Genomic DNA, 18508 nt, shown 5'->3' with positions numbered 1-18508 from the left:
TCCGCCCCAGTCTTCCATAATCTCTGTCTGACATGGTCCGCGCATGGTCGCGGATTCCGGCATCACAAAGGACAGCAAGGCCGCAGGCGCTGACGGGCCGAGCCCCGATGCGCCGAAGCGGCGGCGGCTTGTGGCGCCGCCGCTGGCCCCCGAATTGCCGATTGCCAGCCACGAAGGCCTGCCGTTCCTGACGATTGTCGCCATTGCCGTGCTGGCGGGGCTGGCTCATCTCACCGGCGCGCCGCTCATCGTCACCGTCGGTCTTGCCGCGACGAGCCTTGCCGGTCTTGCCATGTATCTGCGCGACCGCCGCGACGAGCGCCGCACCACGGCGTTGCTCGCGCAGACGGCCGCCCGCAGCCGCGCCGAGATCGAGACGCTCGCCGACCGCATGTGGGAGATGCAGGAGAGCGAGGAGCGCTTTCGCGGCCTGATCGACGCGCTCGGCGACCTCGTCGTCCATCGCGACCGGGACGGCCATATCGTCTACGCCAACAGGGTCTTTGCCTCGCTTGTCGACATCGACCCAGGCGATCTGGCCGGCAAGACGCTCTCCGAGCTTGGCATCGATGTCGGCATCGTTCCCGACGCCGCCTTTTCCGATCATGAATGCCTCAGTTCCACCGATGTCGCCATCCGCACGCCGAACGGCCCGCGCTGGTTTTCCTGGATCGAATTGTCGGTGCGCGACAAGGACACGGGCGCCGTCTCGCACCGGGCGATCGCCCGCGACATCACCGCGCGCAAGCGCGCCGAATCCTCGCTGATCACCGCGCGCGAACGGGCAGAATATGCAAGCCAGGCCAAATCGCGCTTCCTTGCCACCGTCAGCCACGAGATCCGCACGCCGATGAACGGCATCATGGGCATGGCCAAGCTGCTTGCCGACACCGACCTGTCGCCGGAGCAGCGCACCTATGTCGGCGCGGTCTCCACCTCGGCCAGCGCATTGCTCGCCCTCATCGAGGATCTGCTCGATTATTCCAAGATCGAGGCCGGCCGCTTCGAACCCGAGCCGCAGCCGACTTCGCTGCGCGAGATCGCCGACAACATCATCGAGCTCCTGGCTTCAAAGGCCTACGCCAAGAACATCGGCCTCGGCTGCCATGTCGAACCCGACGTGCCGCAGATGATCACCGCCGACCCCGGCCGCGTGCGCCAGGTGCTGCTCAACCTGATCGGCAATGCGGTCAAATTCACCGACGCCGGCGGTGTGCTGCTCACTGTGGCGCGCGCCCGCACCGAGACCACCGACCACATCTGCTTCACCGTCGCCGACAGCGGACCGGGGCTGCGCGAAGCGGACATGGAGCGTATCTTCGAGGAATTCGAGCAGTCCGACGGCACCTCGACCAGGGCGCATGGCGGCGCGGGTCTGGGTCTTGCCATTTCGAAGCGTCTGGTGACCGCCATGGGCGGCACGATCTCGGTTTCGAGCCGCCTCGGCCAAGGCTCGGAGTTCGTCCTCGAGATCCCGGCGACCCAGGCAACCGAACCGCCGCAGCACCGCCATAACATCCTTGCCGACCGGCGCGCCGTGATCGTCTCGAAAAACGCGATCGAGGCCGACGCCATCGCGCGCACGATCCGTGCCCATGGCGGCAGCGTCGAGATCGCCGCGACGCCCAGCCAGGCGGCGCCGTTCGCGGCAGGCTGCAACGTGCTCTTGATCGACGCCACGCTGGAGAACGCCGACGGGCGCATGCTCGGGCGTTTGCGCGAGGGCGGCTTTGCCGATTGTGAGGCCATCACGCTGATCGCTCCGACCGACCGTGGCATGCTCGGTGAATTCCGCGCCAATGGCTACGCCACCTTCCTGGCCAGGCCGGTGCGCGGCGAAACGCTGCTGCGCGTGTTGTTGACCAGCCATGCCCCGGCACTTGCCAAGCCGCAGCCGCAGCCGCGCGGCGGTTCCTCCGTGCGTCGGCGCGACCACGGCCTGTCGGTGCTGATCGCCGAGGACAATGACATCAATGCCATGCTCGCGCGCGCCACCCTTCTCAAGGCGGGCCATCGCGTCAGGATCGTCGGCAACGGCAAGGCGGCCGTCGACGCCGTTACCGAAGCAGGGGTCAAGCACCGCTTTGACGTAGTGCTGATGGACCTGCATATGCCGGTCATGGATGGGCTCGACGCGATCGCCGCCATCCGTCGCCACGAGGAAGCGATGGCCGTGTCGCCGGTCCCGATCATGGTGCTCTCGGCCGACAGTCAGGAAAAAACCCGCCACGCGGTGCTCGCCCACGGCGCCAGCGGCTTCGTCACCAAGCCGCTCGATCCGGATGCGCTCGTCCAGGCCGTCGAGGGCCAGGTCGCGGCCTAGTTTACAGTCGCGAAACTGGAATCGATTTTCGGATACATCCTGCCCGACCAAACGGAGCGGCCGTCCGGGTTTCAGCCGGACGCGGCGGTAACGAAATTTTTAACCGCCGAATGCCTTGGATTGCCTGGGTTTTCCAACCGTAAGGTAGCCGGTTGAGGGTAATTGCCAGCCGGCGAAGTATTGCCCGTCCTCTCGTATCACGGTACTGTCACAATCCTGTTGCACCTACACCGTATCCCCGTGCCAAGAGGGATGGCTCGAAGGAGAATCACTCGTGCATACAGTCATGCCGGAATGTGACACTCGGCCAAATGCTGGCGGCGCCCTGCTCGCCGCCCGTACCGCCGATGCTGTCGCAAGCGGTGCACCGCTGGGGCGTATCGGCAACCTCGAAGTGCGGCTTGCCCGTAACGAGGCCGAAATCGCCGCCGCCCAGGAAGTGCGCTACCGGGTATTTTATGACGAGCTCGGCGCGAGGAAAGACCTGTTCCAGGCCCAGGACCGGCGCGATGCCGACCGTTTCGATCCGCTTTGCGATCATCTTCTGGTGTTGGATACCACCCTGCCCGGCCCCGAGCATCGCCGCATCGTCGGCACTTATCGGCTGCTGCGGCAGGAGATCGCCACGGCGGCCGGCGGCTTCTATTCCGAGGGCGAGTTCGAACTGACCAAGCTGATCGCGCGCCACCCTGGCCAGCGTTTCCTTGAGCTCGGCCGCTCCTGCGTTCTCAAGGAATACCGCTCCAAGCGCACCATCGAGGCGCTCTGGCAAGGCATCTGGGCCTACATCAACCATTACAGCATCGGCGTCATGACCGGCTGCGCGTCCTTCCACGGCATCGTGCCGGCCGCCCATGCCGAGGCTTTGACCTATCTCGCGCATCACTGCCGCACCGATTCCGCCTGGGATGTCCGGGCCGTTGCCAGCCGCTATTGCTCGATGGACCTGATGCCGATCGAGGCGGTGAACGCCAAGGCGGCGATCGCCGCGATGCCGCCGCTGGTCAAGGGTTATCTGCGCGTCGGCGCCCGCATCGGCGATGGCTGCGTCATCGATCATGAATTCTCGACCGTCGACGTCTTTGTCGTCATGCCGGTCAAGGAGATCGGCGCCCGCTACGTCAACTATTATGGCGGCGAAGGGCAGCGCTTCGCGGCTTAGCGAATAGCGAATAGCGAATAGCGAATAGCGAATAGCGAATAGCGAATAGAAGAAAGTGGCGGGATTTGTTCCCTGCAATCCTATTCGCTACTCGCTATTCGCTATTCGCTCCTTCACGGAATATCCTCCGGCCGTCGCCCCGGCCGACTCCGATACGCCGGAAACGACCAGCCGAATTTGAGCGCGCCGCCGCGCACCAGGAAGGCGGCCGCGAAGCCTAGCAAGCTCGAAAGCAGCGCCGGCAGGCCGGTTAGATCGCCAAGCGTAAAGATGGTGGCGCCGGCGAGCGCCGCCGTGACGTAGATTTCGGGCCGCAGCAGCACGGACGGCTCGCCCGCGAGCAGGTCGCGCAAGATGCCGCCGAAGGTCGCCGTCAGCACGCCCATGACGACCGACACGACGGGTGAGCCGGTGATCGCCAACCCCTTGGCCGCGCCCATCACCGAGAAGGCGGCAAGCCCGACGGCATCGAGCCACAGCAGCAGCTTGTAGCGGGACTCGAAGCGGTGCGCGCTGAAGAAGACCAGCACCGCCACCACGGCGCAGATCAGCACATAGCCGCTGTTGGCGACCCAGAATACCGGCAGGTTGAGGATGACGTCGCGCAACGTTCCGCCGCCGATGCCGGTGACGCTGGCCAGGAACAGGAAGCCGATAATGTCGAGCTCTTTGCGCGAAGCGGCAAGCGCGCCCGTCGCCGCGAAGACGGCGACGCCGGCATAGTCGAGGAGGTCGATGGGGTTCATGAGTGAGCGAGTAGTGAGTGAGTGAGTAGTGAGTGAGTGAGTAGCGAATAGAGAGTAGGGAGTAGGGAGTAGGGAGTAGGGAGTAGGGAGTAGGGAGTAGGGAGTAGGGAGTAGGAACTAGCACGAAGCCGCGGATAAGTATCTGTCACTACTCCCTATTCGCTATTCGCTATTCGCTATTCGCTGTTCCCTATTCCCTACTCGCTATTCGCTACTCCCTATTCGCTACTCACTCTCACGCATCCTTCTCGGCCTGCTCGTTCACAGGTCCCGGCTCGACAGGCGCCTCGGCGGCCGCCTTCGGCCCGCCCTTGGCGACGCCGACCATGGCCGGACGCAGCACCCGCTCGCCGATCGAATAACCGGGCTGCACCACCTGGACGACGGTGCCGGCCGGAACGTCCGGGTTGGGCACTTCGTACATCGCCTGGTGGAAGTTCGGATCGAACTTCTCGCCTTCCGGCGCCAGCTTCTTGACGCCGTGGCGCTCCAGTGCCGAAAGCATGGCGCGCTCGGTGAGATCGACGCCCTCGATCAGCGCCTTGAAGCCGGCATCGCCCGCGGCCTTCGCCTCGGCCGGTATGGCATCCAGCGCGCGGCGCAGATTGTCCGACACCGACAGCATGTCGCGGGCGAAATTCGCCACCGCGTAGCTGCGCGCGTCATGCACGTCGCGCGCGGTGCGACGGCGCAGATTTTCCATTTCCGCGGCAGTGCGCAGCGCGCGGTCCTTCAGTTCCTCGTTTTCCTTCAGCAGCCGCACAAGCGCTTCATAGTCGCCGTCGACGCCGCCTTCCGCACGTTCGCCGGAAGCCTGGGTGGCTTCGATTTCCTCGGGCGCGCGTTCGTCTTTTGTCTGGTCGCTCATCGCCGTTTCCCATCATTCGCATTGGTCTGGATTTGCGCCCGATATCGAGGTTTGGGGGCCAAAAATCAAGAGCTAAGCGCCGACTGGCCAATATCGCCGATCGTTCCAAATTAATTCAAATTTTACCGTATCGGCCAGCTTTGCTTGCTCTTGAGGCAAGATGCGGGAACCATTGCCATGCTGCAAGAGTTTCGAAGTCGACATAGGATTTTTGGGACGATGAACGGCAACAACGATAACAGGCGCGCTGATCTTGCCGCCGATATCAGGCGGCAAATGGGCACCGAGGCGACGAAGCGCTTCTTGCGCACGATACCCGAATTCCGTCTGCAGAAAGAAACACCCAGGCAACTCAAGGATTTGCTCGACCGCCTCGACAAGGTCCAGGCGGGCGGCGGACGGCGTCAATAGCAGTCCGGCCGCTTTTTACTTGCAGTCAGGCGGTTGACCTGAAGCTGCCGGCTGAACCAATTATGCGGCTTGCCGCTCGTCACGCATCAACGTTTCACCGTGACGGATTTCCGTGCCGAGCACTTTCAGGCATTCCCGCATGAAAGCGGCAAGGCCGGGCCAACCCTTGGCTGAAACCAGATTGCCGTCGACATGCGCGCCGGTTGGCGAAACGTCGATATAGATGCCGCCGGCAAGCGTCACTTCCGGTTCGCAATAGTGCAACGCCGCGACCTCGCGGCCGCGCACCACGCCGTCGACGGCGATCAGGATCTGCACGCCATGGCAGATGGTGAAGATCGGCTTTCCTGCCTCATGGAAATGCCTGACCAGCGCCTGCACGCGCTTGTCGATGCGAATGTATTCCGGACCGCGCCCGCCGGCCGCGTAGACCGCGTCGTAATCGGCCGGGTTCACCTCGGCAAAGGTCTTGTTGAGGATGTAGTCGTGGCCGAGCTTTTCCGTATAGGTCTGGTGGCCCTCGAAATCGTGCAGCGAGGTCTTCAGCACATCGCCGGCTTTCTTGTCCGGGCAAACCACGTGAACGGTGTGGCCAACCGCGTGCATGGCCTGTTCAAAGACGAAAATCTCGTATTCTTCACTGAACTCGCCAACGAGCATCAATATTTTCTTGCCTGCCATGCCTTCCTCCCTTGCCGGTTATTTATTTCGAGACGTGAAATAATAGGCCTATCCTAAGGGCAAGCCGCAGAAAGAGGAAGAGGAAATCGGCAAGGTGGTCTGACCAGAAAAATTCTAATTGGCGAGATAACCCGCCACGCCGGTGAGATAGTCCCAGAATGAAATTTTCTGGTCCGACCACAAGGGCGAAAATCAACCCGCGGCTCGGATCATGTCCGCCGCCTTTTCGGCGATCATGATCGTCGGTGCGTTGGTGTTGCCGCCGATCAATTTCGGCATGACCGAGGCATCGACGACGCGCAGCCTTTCGAGCCCCCGTACCTTGAGCTGTGGATCGACGACGGCCATGTTGTCGACGCCCATCTTGCAGGTGCCAACGGGGTGATAGATCGTGTCGGCGCGCGCCTTGATATGCGCCATCAATTCGGCATCGCTGGAAGCCCCCGCCGTGTAGATTTCCTTCTGGCGGTATTTTGCCAGCGCCGGCGCCTCCAATATGGCGCGCATCATCCTGACGCCCTTGAGCAGGAGGTCGCCGTCGCGCTCGTCGGAGAGGAAGCGCGGGTCGATGCGCGGCGGCGCCAGTGGGTCGGCGCTCGACAGCCCGACCTCGCCGCGCGAATGCGGCCTCAGCACGCAGACATGGCATGAAAAGCCGTAGCCCATATGCAGCTTGCGGCCGTGATCGTCGACGATGGCGATGCAGAAGTGGAGCTGCAAATCGGGCCGCTCGGTCGCCGGATCGGATTTGAGGAAGGCGCCGCCTTCGGCATAGGGCGTGGCGATCATGCCGGAGCCGTCCTTGCGCCAGCGCAGCATATGCCGGATCAGCGCCGGCAGGCCGCGCAGGCCGATGCCAACCAGGTCGGTCTCCCTCGACTTCCAGGCCAGGATGAAATCGAGATGGTCCTGCAGGTTCTTGCCGACGCCGGGCAGTTCGTGGATGACCGGTATGCCATGCGCCGCAAGCTCGGAAGCCGGGCCGATGCCGGACAGCAGCAGCAGCTGCGGCGAGCCAAAAGCGCCGCCGCACAAGATCACCTCGCGCCCGGCCTCCGCCACGGCTTCGCCTTTGCCCTTGCCCTTGCGGTAGCGCAGACCGGTGGCGCGCTTGCCGTCGAACACCAGCCCGGTGGCATGCGCGCCGGTGATGACGGTCAGGTTCGGTCGGTCGATCGCCGGATGCAAATAGGCGGCGGCCGCGGAGCAGCGTTCGCCATTGCGGCGCTCGCCCCAGAACTGTGTCACCTGATAGAGCCCCGCCCCTTCCTGCTCCGGCCCGTTGAAATCGTCGTTGCGCCTGATCTGATTTTCGCCGCAGGCCTCGACGAAAGCCCGGGAGATGGCGCGCGGCTCCTGCTGCTCGCCGACCCTCAGCGGTCCCTCGCCGCCATGCAGCGCATCGGTGCCGCGCTGGTTGCCTTCGGCGCGTCGGAAATAGGGCAGCACCTCGTCCCACGACCAGCCATCGCAGCCGAGCTCGGCCCATTCGTCATAGTCGCGGCGGTGGCCGCGCGTGTAGAGCATGGCATTGATGACGCTCGAGCCGCCGAGAGCCTTGCCGCGTGGCTGGTAGCCTTTGCGGCCGTTAAGCCCTGCTTGCGGCACGGTCTCGAAAGCCCAATTGTTGATCTTCGGCCGACCGGGCAGGAGCGCGATGATGCCCGCCGGCGCGCGGATCAGGAGATCCCGGCCGTTGCCGCCGGCTTCGATCAGGCAGACCGTCTTCGATGGGTCCTCGGACAGCCTTGCGGCAAGCGTCGAGCCGGCGGAGCCGCCGCCGGCGATCACGTAGTCGTAGCGCATGCTCTCCTCCCGGCGGATGTTTCCGTCCGTTCCGCCGAGAGAATGCCCGCTGATGAGGCTTGTAAAGATGCCGCTGCGTCAGTCAGAGCATGATGCCGAAAAGTGGGGATCGGTTTTCGGAGAAGATCATGCTCCGACAAAGGACTGGATAAGGATGACGGTTCAACCGAACGTCATTCTGGTCCAGCGCGCTTACGCCGCCAGGAATATTTCGGTCCCTTCGGTTCTGCTTCGACCGCAGGCTGGTAGTATACCGGCAGACCGCCTGTGTGGCCCTCTTCCAGCCGCTTCAACAGCACTGGATGGGAAACCTCGAACTCGTCGAAGCCGAGCCGCAGCATATGCGGCAGCTGGTCGACCAGCACCTGGCCGGTGGCGCGCACCGGGCCCTTGAAATGATGGCGGGCGCGCAGCAATTCGCCCTTGGAGAAGGAGCGGCCATCATTGAATGCCGGAAAGGCCAGCGCGACCAGCGACAGCTGGTCGAGCAGGCCGACGATCTTGTCGAGCTCGTCGCCCGGCTGCAGCAGCACGCCGAGACGCTCGCGCGCCGACTTGCGGACCTCCTCATCGAGCCCGAGAAAAGCCTGCAGCGGCAGGATGAAACGGCCGTTGCCGGCCAGCGCCTCGGCGCCTTCGGCATGGGTCCACTCGTCCTCGCGAAAACCGTTCGGGGTCCAGAGGCGGGTTCCCGCTGTCGTCGATCCAGTCATCAAAATTCCTAAGGTCTAAAATCCAAGGGTAATGTCGAGAGTCAGGTCAGGCCGAGCCCAGAATGGTGGCTTCCGAGAACCGGAGCGGAGCGTACTTGAAGTACGTGAGCACCGGAAGCGCCGGAAGCTGCCGTTCGCAGGCCGGCCTCACCCGACTAACGGCATAGCCTAAAGTGAAGCGTCGGTCAGCGACTTCTCGAGGCCGGAGAGGTGGATGCCGCACTCGGTCTTGGCGTGACCGGCCCAGCGGCCGCTGCGTGCATCCTCGCCCGGCTGCACCGGCTGCGTGCAGGGAAAACAGCCGATCGAGAGATAGCCATAGGCGACCAATGGGTTTTCACGCAGCGCATGGGCGCGCATGTAATCCGCCTGGTCCGATGTGGTCCAGTGCGCCAGCGGATTGATGCGGATGCGCGAGCCGACCGCTTCGAAGACCGGAAGTGCGGCGCGCGTCGAGGCCTGAAAGCGCTTGCGGCCGGTGAACCAGGCGCGGAACGGCTCGACGCCGCGCGCCAGCGGCTCGACCTTGCGCACATCGCAGCAGGCGTCCGTGTTGGTCTCGTGCAATTTGCCGGTCGGATCGATCCGTTCGAGCGCCGCTTCGTCCGGCTTGATCACCCTTATGTCGGTCAGGCCGAAATCGGCGGCCAGCGCGTCGCGATAGCCGAGCGTCTCGTCGAAATGCTTGCCGGTATCGAGGAAGATCACCGGCAGCGAGCGGTCGATTTCCGAAATCATGTGCAGCAGCACCGCCGAATCCGCGCCGAACGACGACACGGCGGCAATCTCGCCACGGAACAGGTCACGCGCCGCGCGTTCGATGATCTCGATCGGCTTCAGATGGCCGTGCAACGCGTCGAGCCCCGCCGCCTCAGCGGCGACGCCGGCTTCGACGCCGCCGGTACGGTCAAGCGGCCTTGGTTTCGCCAGCATAGAGCGCCTCCTTGAACGGCGCGGGACCGACACGGCGGTAGGCGTCGATAAAACGTTCATTGGGGTTGAGCCGAAGGCCGAGATAGGTGTCGACGATCTGCTCGATGGCGTCGGTGATCTCTTCCGAAGAGAAGCCGCGGCCGATGATCTCGCCGACCGAGGTGTTCTCGTCGGCCGAGCCGCCAAGCGTCACCTGGTAGAGCTCGGAGCCTTTCTTCTCGACGCCGAGAATGCCGATATGGCCGACATGGTGATGGCCGCAGGCATTGATGCAGCCGGAGATCTTCAGCTTCAGTTCACCGATTTCGCGCTGGCGCTCGAGCGATGCGAAGCGTTGCGATATTTCCTGCGCGATCGGGATCGAGCGGGCCGTGGCCAGCGCGCAATAGTCGAGGCCGGGGCACGCAATGATGTCGCTGATCAAGTTGGAATTGGCTGTCGCGAGACCAATGTCGACCAGCGCGTCATAGACCGCCTTGAGGTCGGCGCGCGCCACATGCGGCAGGATCAGGTTCTGCTCATGGCTGACCCGCAACTCGTCGAAGGCGTATTTCTCGGCAATGTCGGCCACCGCTTCCATCTGGCTGTCGGAAGCATCACCCGGCACCTCGCCTATGCCCTTGAGCGAGATCGTCACCGCCGCATAGTCGGGATGGCGATGCGTCACCACGTTCTGGTCGAGCCATTCGGAGAAGCCCTTGGAATCGAGGCGCGCCAGCTTGACCGCCTGGTCGCCTTCCGGCCGATCCGGCACCGCCGGCGGCGCGAAATAGGCGTTGATGGCCTGGATATCGGCTTCCGGCAGCTTGAGCTCCGCATCCTTCAGTTCCTGCCATTCGGCCTCGATCTGGCGCGTGATCTCCTCGACGCCGGTCTCATGGACGAGGATCTTGATGCGCGCCTTGTACTTGTTGTCGCGGCGGCCATAGAGGTTGTAAACGCGCAGGATCGCCGTGCAGTAGGACAAAAGATCGGCTTCCGGAAGGAAGTCACGTATCTTCTTCGCCACCATCGGCGTGCGGCCCTGGCCGCCGCCGACATAGACGGCAAAGCCCAGTTCGCCCGCCGCGTTCTTCTTCACATGCAGGCCGATGTCGTGTGTCTGGATGGCGGCGCGGTCGCGCTCGGCGCCGGTCACCGCGATCTTGAATTTTCTGGGCAGGAACGAGAACTCCGGATGCACCGACGACCATTGGCGCAGGATTTCCGCGTAGGGGCGCGGATCGGCGACCTCGTCGGCGGCCGCACCCGCGAAATGATCGGCGGTGACGTTGCGGATGCAATTGCCGCTGGTCTGGATGGCGTGCATCTCGACGCTGGCAAGGTCGGCGAGGATCGCCGGGATGTCGGACAGCGCCGGCCAATTGAACTGGATGTTCTGGCGCGTGGTGAAGTGGCCGTAGCCCTTGTCGTATTTGCGCGCGATGTGGCCGAGCATGCGCAACTGCTTGCCGTTCAGCGTGCCGTAGGGCACGGCGATGCGCAGCATATAGGCATGCAGCTGCAAATAGACGCCGTTCATCAGCCTGAGCGGCCGGAACTGGTCCTCGGTGATCTCGCCGGACAGCCGGCGCTGCACCTGGTCGGTGAACTCGGCGACCCGGGCCTGAACGAAATCGTGGTCGAACTCGTCGTAACGGTACATGCTTCGTCTTTCAGGGCGCGTCCGCCCGCTTTGTCTTCAATTCTATGCGGCCCGGATCGCTTCCAGGCCCGCCTGCTTGCCGAGATCGGTGCGGATGGTCGGGCCAGCGGCGCGGATTTTTTCACGCAACCGCACCGGCTCGACCAAACCGTCGACCACATCGGCGTCGATCAGATTGACGTCGACCACCTCATTGTTGGCCAAAGCCGCGGCGCCTAGCGCTTCCAGCCGGTCCTCCGCCGCCTTGTCATGGGCGAGATCGGCATGGCCGACGGTCTCCGCCCAGCCGCCATCGGCGTACCAGACGGCAATGCCGTCGGAGAGCCTGTTTGCGGTCAGAACCTTCATGGACGGACTCCTTCGGCGACGGCTGGAACCGCGCCCTCATGCTTATGTGCCGCGAGCGGCTCGGATCGTTCAAAGTTGGCGCCGGCGACCGCATCGCCGATGATGGTCATCACCGGACCGGTGAGATCGGCGCGCGCTTCCAGCGATGGCAAATCAGCGAGCGTGCCGTGAAAACGCCGGCGGCAATCGAGGCTGGCATTCTCGACGACGGCGACCGCCGTATCCGGTGAAAGCCCCGCCTCGATCAGCCGGCCCGCAACTTCCGCCGCGACGGAGCGGCCCATATAGACGGCGACGGTGGCGCCGGAGATGGCGAGCTTCGCCCAGTCGGGCAGCGAATTGCCCTTGAGGTCGTGGCCGGTGGTGAACACCATCGAGGACGAAACGCCGCGCAGCGTCAGCGGCAGTTCGAAATCGGCGGCCGCCGCAAAGGCAGCAGTGACGCCCGGCACCACCTCATAGGCGATACCTGCGTCGCGCAGCGCCGCCATTTCCTCACCGGCACGGCCGAACACCAGCGGGTCGCCCGACTTCAGCCTCACCACGCGCTTGCCGTCGCGGCCGAGCTCGACAAGCAGCGCGTTGATCTCTTCCTGGCTCTTGGAATGGCAGCCCTTGCGTTTGCCGACCGGCAGGCGCTCGGCATCGCGGCGGCCCATGGCGACGATCGCCTCCGGCACCAGCGCGTCATAGACGATCGCGTCGGCTTCCATCAGCAGGCGATGCGCGCGCAGCGTCAACAAATCCTCAGCACCCGGGCCGGCGCCGACCAGCGCGATGTGACCTTGCGCCGGGGCGTTCGAGACGAGAAGATCGAGCGCCGCATCATGCGCCTTGGCGATCTCGCCGTTCTCGATGGCTTTCGCCGGAGCGCCGGCGAAGAAATTACTCCAGAACTGACGACGCCGATTGCCCTTCGGCAAGCGCTCGGCGGTGGTGCGGAACGAAGCGGCCAGTGCGGCCAGGCGGCCGAGCGACGGCGACAGCATGCGGTCGATACGAACGCGCAGCATCTGCGCCAGCACCGGTCCGGCGCCTTCGGTGCCAATGGCAATCACTACCGGAGCCCGGTTGACCAGGGCCGGGGTGAAGAAGTCGCAAAGCTCGGGCCGGTCGACGGCATTGACCGGAATGCCCAGCCGGCGCGCATCGTCGACTACCCGCCGATCGAGCGCTTCATTGCCGCTGGCGGCAAACGCCAGCACCGCGCCTTCGAGATGCGCTGCCTCATATGCGGCGTCGACATGTTCGGCGCTTGCCACGGCGATGAATTTCAGAAGTTCGGGCTCGGCGTCATCGGCGATGATGCGCAGCGTGGCGCTCGACTGCGCGAGCAGCCGCGCCTTGGCCAGCGCCTCCTCGCCGTTGCCGATGATGGCCACAGCTTCGCCGTCGACCCGCATGAAGACGGGAAAAGCGTTGAGTTTGGCGTTGGCTGGCGACATGGCGATGAGCAATACTGGAACAGTTTGGCAGTTTTACGCGGATCGGCCTAAAACCAGAAGGCAAGCACTCGCGCATCCCTTGCCGGCAGGCAATCGCTTTTCCGCGACCGCGAAAGGCCGGAGAAAAATATTCTAACATCGAGCGATGAGAGTCGGGCAAGGGGATTTGTGCGCCTTGATCCATCACAACTTTTAGCGCTTCGCAGGGAATGCCGCAAAACAGTTTTTTCTAAATTCTACTAAGTTAGTAGATTAAAGAGGCGAGCCGGAACAATCCTCTCCCGCGGCACGTTGGGCTAACGTTCCGTCTTGCCGATCGCGTCCGATCGGCGACCACGCAAGCAAGGAGAAAGCGCCATGAGCATCAAGCTGAAACACGGTCTTTGGGTCATCGTGGCCGACGGCGAAAAGGCACTCTTCCTCCGCAACCAGGGCGACAACAAATTTCCGAACCTGGAAGTGGTGCAGGAGATGGCGCAAGACAATCCCGCCACGCGCGAGCAGGGCACCGACAAGCCCGGCCGCTACAACAATCAAGGGCCGCGCAGCGCCATTGAAGAAACCGACTGGCACCGGCTGAACAAGGGGCGCTTTGCCGTCGACATTGCCGATCGGCTTTATAAGCTTGCGCACCGCGGTGAGTTCGACGCGGTGGTGCTGATTGCGCCCCCGCAGGTGCTCGGCGAAATGCGCCAGAAGCTGCACAAGGTGGTCGGCGACAAAGTGCAGGCGGAGATCCCGAAAACGCTGACCAACCACAGCATTTCCGACATCGAGACCCTGCTGCAGGCCGCATAAAACGGCGGAAAGAAAGCCGCTTCGGGCCCGTATTTCGGCTCGAAGCTGGCCCTTTGGCGGCACAACGCGGATTTTCCGGCGCGAGCGGCGCCTCAGCGCCGATTTCTGCGCGGTGGTGGTTGCATCCCCGCCGCTCTCCCCACCATATTGGAAACAGGCGGCACCCCCTCGGGTTGCCGCCTGTCCGACATCATGAATTCTTGAAAGGCGCTCCATAGACAATGCCGCATGACACGCCCCTTATCGCCACCATCGTCGCCGGTCTGGGGCTGGCTTTCATCTTCGGGGCTTTAGCCAACCGTTTCCGCATTCCGCCGCTGGTCGGCTATCTGGTCGCCGGCGTCCTCGTCGGTCCCAACACGCCGGGTTTTGTCGCCGATGCCGGCCTCGCCAACGAGCTGGCTGAAATCGGCGTCATCCTGCTGATGTTCGGCGTCGGCCTGCATTTTTCGCTGAAGGATCTCCTGTCGGTGCGTGCCATCGCGGTGCCTGGCGCGATCGTGCAGATCGGCTTTGCCACCCTGCTTGGCGTTGGCCTTTCGTGGCTGCTCGGCTGGTCGCTCGGCGCCGGCCTCGTCTTCGGCCTGGCGCTGTCGGTTGCCTCGACCGTGGTGCTGCTGCGCGCGCTGCAGGAGCGGCGGCTGATCGAGACCGAGCGCGGCCGCATCGCCGTCGGCTGGCTGATCGTCGAGGATCTGGCCATGGTGCTGGCGCTGGTGCTGCTGCCGGCGCTTGCCGGCGTGCTCGGCGGCCAGCCGCAGGTCGAGGACCATGCCAGCCTGCTGTCGCTGCCGGCCAGCTACGGCATATGGGGCGTCGTCGGCCTTACATTGGCCAAGGTCGCCGCCTTCGTCGTCGTCATGCTGGTGGTCGGCCGCAGGGTGATCCCGTGGATCCTGCATTATGTCGCCCATACCGGATCACGCGAGCTGTTCCGGCTCGCGGTCCTCGCCATCGCGCTCGGCGTCGCCTTCGGCGCGGCAAAACTGTTCGGCGTCTCGCTGGCGCTTGGCGCCTTCTTTGCCGGCATGATCATGAGCGAGTCCGAGCTCAGTCACCGCGCGGCCGAAGAATCGCTGCCGCTGCGCGATGCCTTCTCGGTGCTGTTCTTCGTCTCCGTCGGCATGCTGTTCGATCCGTTCAGCCTGGTCAGCAATGGCTGGCCGATCCTGGCCACTTTGGCCATCATCGTCATCGGCAAGTCGATCGCGGCTTTCATCATCGTCATTGTCTTCCGCTACCCGATCGCGACGGCGCTGATGATCTCGGCCAGCCTTGCCCAGATCGGCGAATTCTCCTTCATCCTGGCCGAGCTCGGCGTCGGCCTGAAACTGCTGCCCGAACAAGGCCGCGACCTGATCCTTGCCGGCGCCATCCTCTCGATCCTGCTCAACCCGCTGATGTTCCTGGCGATCGACTGGATGAAGCCATGGCTGGAGAAGCGAGCCGGCAAGGCGCCGCCGGCCGAAGCGAAAAGACCGATCGGCCCGGCGACCGAGCCCGGCCAGGTCGTCTCGGTGGCGGCATCGTCAAAGAGAGACGACGGCCCGCCGCCGAAAACCGCGCTGACCGGCCATTCCATCCTGATCGGCTACGGCCGAGTCGGCAGTCTTGTCGGCGCCGCGCTGAAAGACGCCGCCCTACCCTTCCTGGTCATCGAGGACGCCGACAAGACGCTGGCCAAGCTCAAGGCCGACGGCGTCGAAACCGTGGCCGGCAACGCCGCCAATGCGGATGTCTTCGCGGCCGCCAATCCCGAAGGCGCCAGGCGGCTCATCCTCGCCATCCCCAACGCCTTCGAGGCGGGGCAGGTCGTGCTTCGAGCCCGCGCCGCCAATCCTGGCATCAGCGTCATTGCCCGTGCCCATTCCGATGCCGAGGTCGAGCATCTGAAAGGCCTCGGCGCCGACACCGTGATCATGGGCGAACGCGAAATTGCGCGCGGCATCGTCGAGGTCGTGACCGGCAAAGCCGCCATCGCAGTCGAGCCGGCGATGGAGATCAGGCCGCAGCCCGCTTGAGGCGTATCAGCCCGCGAATGCGGACCCGCCGTTTTGCGCCATGTCGCTGAGATATTTCGCCGGCGGCTTGCCCAGCGCCTTCTTGAACATGGTGATGAAGGCGGTGACGGATTCGTAGCCGAGATCGCCCGAGACCTGCTGCACGCTGGCGCCCGAGGCCAGCTCGCGTAGAGCGACGATCAGGTGCAGCTGCTGGCGCCAGCGCCCGAAGCTCAGTCCCGTTTCCTTCACTACCAGCCGCGCCAGGCTGCTTTCGCTGAGCGCCACGCGGTTTGCCCATTCCGCCAACGTGCTGCGGTCGGCGGGATCCTCGGCCAGCGTCTCGGCAATCCGCCGCAGGCGCGGCTCCGCCGAGATCGGCAGATGCAATTGCTGGACAGGCATCAGCGGCAATTCGGCGAGCAGGATCTTGCCCAGGAAAGCGCATCTTGCGTCATCCGGCGCGCAGTCGGACAGTTCGATGATCAGCTCGCGCAACAGCGGCGAGATCGAGAGCGTGCAGCATCGCCCCGGCAATTCGGCCGCCCCTGGCTCGATATAGACAAAGAAGATCCGCGCATTGGCGGTCGCAATGTTGCTGTGCTGCATGGCGCTTGGCACCCACACGCCGCAATGCGGCGGCACCATCCACAAGCCGCTTGGAACGCGGCAGGTGACGCCGCCGCCGAGCGCGAAGACGAGTTGCCCCTTGCGGTGCCAATGCTCGCGCACCTCAGCCCTGGTCTCGGTAACGTCGACGCGCACGGCAATCGCCGGCGCGCGCACGTCGTCGACATCGAAATCCAGCCAAGGCCACTGGAGCGGCTGTCTCATGCTTGACTGCCTTTAGCGATCATTTGGCTTTATATCTAAATTTTTCGAGCCTCAAAGTCGATAGGCTGGGGCCGTTATCGTCGCAGTCGATCGCGATCCAACCGCTAGGTGACCCATGCTCGCTCTCACCATCTCTTCCGATAGTCCCAACCGTTTGACGTTCTCAGAGGTCGACGAGCCAAACTTCGATGCGAATGAAGCATTGATCGCAATTCATGCAACATCGTTGAATCGTGGCGAGCTGCGACTGCTCGGCATACGTCCCGATGGCTGGATACCCGGTCAGGATATCGTCGGGGTCGTTGAACGCGCGGCAGCCGACGGCTCTGGCCCTCCCGCCGGCAGCCGGGTCGTGGCATTGGTCGATCAGGCCGGCTGGGCCGAACGTGTCGCGGTTTCAACGGACCGGTTGGCCATCGTGCCGGACGATGTCAGCTTCGCTTCGGCTGCCACGTTGCCGGTCGCCGGCACGACGGCGCTCAGGACCTTGCGTCATGGCGGCGATCTGGCCGGCCAGCAGGTGCTGATCACCGGCGCCAGCGGCGCGGTCGGACGCTTTCAGATCCAGATCGCGCGTGAGCTAGGTGCTTCGGTGACCGCGATCGCCGCCGCCCGGCATGCCGACGATCTTCACCGCCTTGGCGCCGAGCAGGTCGTCGAGTCGATCGAGCACGCCGAGGGCCCGTTTTCGCTGATAACGGAATCGGTCGGCGGTGAAAGCCTCACGCATGCGATCGAGCGCGTCGCGCCGGGCGGCACCATCGTCATGTTCGGCTCGAGCAGCGGCGAGCCGACACCCGTCTCTTTCCGCCAGTTCGTTCCGGGTCACGAAGGGGCGAGGCTGCAGACCTTCGCCTACTACACGTCCGGCGCCGGCATCGGCGCCGACATCGCCTGGCTGCTTGGCTTGGTCGCAGCTGGCAGGCTGGAAACCCGCATAGCCTTAACGGTGCCGTGGACAAACATGGCCCAAGCCCTGGATGCGCTGAGGCAACGCAACTTCAGCGGCAAGGCTGTTCTCACCCTGACCGAATGAATCAGCCGCTCACACGTGCTGGCCGCCATTGATGTGGATTTCCGAGCCGGTGACGTAGGAAGCCTGGCCGGAGCACAAAAAGAAGATGATGTCGGCGACTTCCGCGGTGGCGCCGAGCCGCCGCAGCGGGATCGTCTCGACGATCTTGTCGGTGCCTGGCGACAGGATCGCCGTGTCGATCTCGCCCGGCGCGATGGCGTTGACGCGGATGCCGTGCGGACCGAAATCATGCGCCATCTCGCGCGTCAGCGAACCGAGTGCGGCCTTCGAGGTTGCATAGGCGGTGCCGGCGAAAGGATGCACCCTGGTGCCGGCGATCGAAGTGACGTTGACAATCGAGCCTTTGGCCGCGGCTAACTCTTTGAACAGGCCCCGCGCCAGCATGATCGGCGCGAAGAAATTGACCTGGAAGACGTCGCGCCAGACATGCATCGGCGTCTCGATCGAGTCCATGCGGCTGCCGGTCTTCAGCTTGGGCGAGATGCCGGCATTGTTGACCAGCGCATTGAGCTGGCCGCCATGCGCTTCCAGCCGATGACGGATCTCCGAGACGGCGATGCCGACATCTTCCTGGTCGGCAAGATCGACCTTGATGTGGTCCTCCGGGCCGGCCGGCCACGGGCAATCCTCGGCAAAGGCCTGGCGCGAACAGGTAATGACGCGCCAGCCTTCGCGCGAAAAGCGCTTCACCGTCGCATGGCCGATGCCGCGGCTGGCGCCGGTGAGCACGATGGTTTTTCTGCTGTCGGTCTCGGCCAT

Annotated in this window: 17 protein-coding genes; 6 read left to right on the top strand and 11 right to left on the bottom strand. The window is 64.1% G+C overall.

All coding sequences use genetic code 11. The features are described from left to right. Positions 1-43: 43 nt before the first annotated feature. Together AB6802_RS22510 and AB6802_RS22505 are read left to right on the top strand one after the other, a co-directional pair. Positions 44-2323: an ATP-binding protein gene (locus AB6802_RS22510; protein ID WP_371012380.1), complete on the top strand. Its 2280-nt coding sequence runs from the start codon at positions 44-46 to the stop codon at positions 2321-2323. 286 nt (positions 2324-2609) lie between these two features. Further along, positions 2610-3485, top strand: coding sequence for a GNAT family N-acetyltransferase (locus tag AB6802_RS22505; protein WP_371012556.1), 876 nt, complete (start codon positions 2610-2612; stop codon positions 3483-3485). A 113-nt stretch (positions 3486-3598) separates the two neighbouring features. Here the strand turns inward: AB6802_RS22505 and AB6802_RS22500 are convergent, their stop codons facing one another. Both AB6802_RS22500 and grpE read right to left on the bottom strand, forming a co-directional pair. Further along, entirely contained in the window at positions 3599-4231 is a 633-nt protein-coding gene (locus AB6802_RS22500; protein ID WP_371012379.1) for a trimeric intracellular cation channel family protein, read from the bottom strand. Between the two features lie 235 nt (positions 4232-4466). After that, complete coding sequence (gene grpE / locus AB6802_RS22495; protein ID WP_371012378.1) at positions 4467-5099, bottom strand: nucleotide exchange factor GrpE; 633 nt, start codon at positions 5097-5099, stop codon at positions 4467-4469. Between the two features lie 219 nt (positions 5100-5318). On the opposite strand from grpE, the gene AB6802_RS22490 reads away from it, so the two are divergent. Beyond that, the gene (locus tag AB6802_RS22490) at positions 5319-5510 is read left to right on the top strand and encodes a hypothetical protein (RefSeq protein ID WP_371012377.1); all 192 of its coding nucleotides are present in this window, start codon (positions 5319-5321) and stop codon (positions 5508-5510) included. Between the two features lie 60 nt (positions 5511-5570). On the opposite strand, the gene AB6802_RS22485 is transcribed toward AB6802_RS22490, so the two are convergent. From AB6802_RS22485 to cysG, 7 genes are all read right to left on the bottom strand, one after another. Beyond that, positions 5571-6191 carry a DJ-1/PfpI family protein gene (locus tag AB6802_RS22485; RefSeq protein WP_371012376.1) on the bottom strand — a complete coding sequence of 207 codons (621 nt, stop codon included), beginning with the start codon at positions 6189-6191 and terminating at the stop codon, positions 5571-5573. A 192-nt stretch (positions 6192-6383) separates the two neighbouring features. Continuing rightward, positions 6384-7997 (bottom strand): GMC family oxidoreductase, encoded by a 1614-nt coding sequence (locus AB6802_RS22480; RefSeq protein WP_371012375.1) that lies wholly within the window; start codon positions 7995-7997, stop codon positions 6384-6386. A 173-nt stretch (positions 7998-8170) separates the two neighbouring features. After that, positions 8171-8710, bottom strand: coding sequence for a DUF934 domain-containing protein (locus AB6802_RS22475; protein WP_371012374.1), 540 nt, complete (start codon positions 8708-8710; stop codon positions 8171-8173). A gap of 168 nt (positions 8711-8878) precedes the next feature. Beyond that, entirely contained in the window at positions 8879-9643 is a 765-nt protein-coding gene (locus AB6802_RS22470; RefSeq protein ID WP_371012373.1) for a phosphoadenylyl-sulfate reductase, read from the bottom strand. Beyond that, the gene (locus AB6802_RS22465; RefSeq protein ID WP_371012372.1) at positions 9618-11288 is read right to left on the bottom strand and encodes a nitrite/sulfite reductase; all 1671 of its coding nucleotides are present in this window, start codon (positions 11286-11288) and stop codon (positions 9618-9620) included. The genes AB6802_RS22470 and AB6802_RS22465 overlap by 26 nt, the downstream gene beginning before the upstream one ends. Positions 11289-11330: 42 nt before the next feature. Next, on the bottom strand, positions 11331-11636 hold the full coding sequence (locus AB6802_RS22460; RefSeq protein ID WP_371012371.1) for a DUF2849 domain-containing protein: 306 nt from the start codon (positions 11634-11636) through the stop codon (positions 11331-11333). Then, positions 11633-13081 (bottom strand): siroheme synthase CysG, encoded by a 1449-nt coding sequence (gene cysG / locus AB6802_RS22455; protein WP_371012370.1) that lies wholly within the window; start codon positions 13079-13081, stop codon positions 11633-11635. Before cysG ends, AB6802_RS22460 begins: the two co-directional genes overlap by 4 nt. Positions 13082-13438: 357 nt before the next feature. Between cysG and AB6802_RS22450 the strand changes: the two genes are divergently transcribed. Both AB6802_RS22450 and AB6802_RS22445 read left to right on the top strand, forming a co-directional pair. Continuing rightward, the gene (locus tag AB6802_RS22450) at positions 13439-13879 is read left to right on the top strand and encodes a host attachment protein (RefSeq protein ID WP_371012369.1); all 441 of its coding nucleotides are present in this window, start codon (positions 13439-13441) and stop codon (positions 13877-13879) included. Between the two features lie 221 nt (positions 13880-14100). Further along, on the top strand, positions 14101-15900 hold the full coding sequence (locus AB6802_RS22445; protein ID WP_371012368.1) for a cation:proton antiporter: 1800 nt from the start codon (positions 14101-14103) through the stop codon (positions 15898-15900). A gap of 6 nt (positions 15901-15906) precedes the next feature. On the opposite strand, the gene AB6802_RS22440 is transcribed toward AB6802_RS22445, so the two are convergent. Continuing rightward, positions 15907-16713 carry a helix-turn-helix domain-containing protein gene (locus tag AB6802_RS22440; RefSeq protein WP_371012367.1) on the bottom strand — a complete coding sequence of 269 codons (807 nt, stop codon included), beginning with the start codon at positions 16711-16713 and terminating at the stop codon, positions 15907-15909. 115 nt (positions 16714-16828) lie between these two features. Between AB6802_RS22440 and AB6802_RS22435 the strand changes: the two genes are divergently transcribed. After that, positions 16829-17749, top strand: a complete 921-nt coding sequence (locus tag AB6802_RS22435; RefSeq protein WP_371012366.1) for a zinc-binding dehydrogenase — start codon at positions 16829-16831, stop codon at positions 17747-17749. Positions 17750-17758: 9 nt separating this feature from the next. Here the strand turns inward: AB6802_RS22435 and AB6802_RS22430 are convergent, their stop codons facing one another. Then, positions 17759-18508 carry an SDR family NAD(P)-dependent oxidoreductase gene (locus AB6802_RS22430; RefSeq protein ID WP_371012365.1) on the bottom strand — a complete coding sequence of 250 codons (750 nt, stop codon included), beginning with the start codon at positions 18506-18508 and terminating at the stop codon, positions 17759-17761.

Origin of the sequence: Mesorhizobium sp. RCC_202 (assembly GCF_041355295.1) — a bacterium.
In the GTDB taxonomy this organism is placed as follows: domain Bacteria; phylum Pseudomonadota; class Alphaproteobacteria; order Rhizobiales; family Rhizobiaceae; genus Mesorhizobium.
Note: the sequence above shows the minus strand (reverse complement) of the source record. Positions and strands in the feature narration are given on the sequence as shown.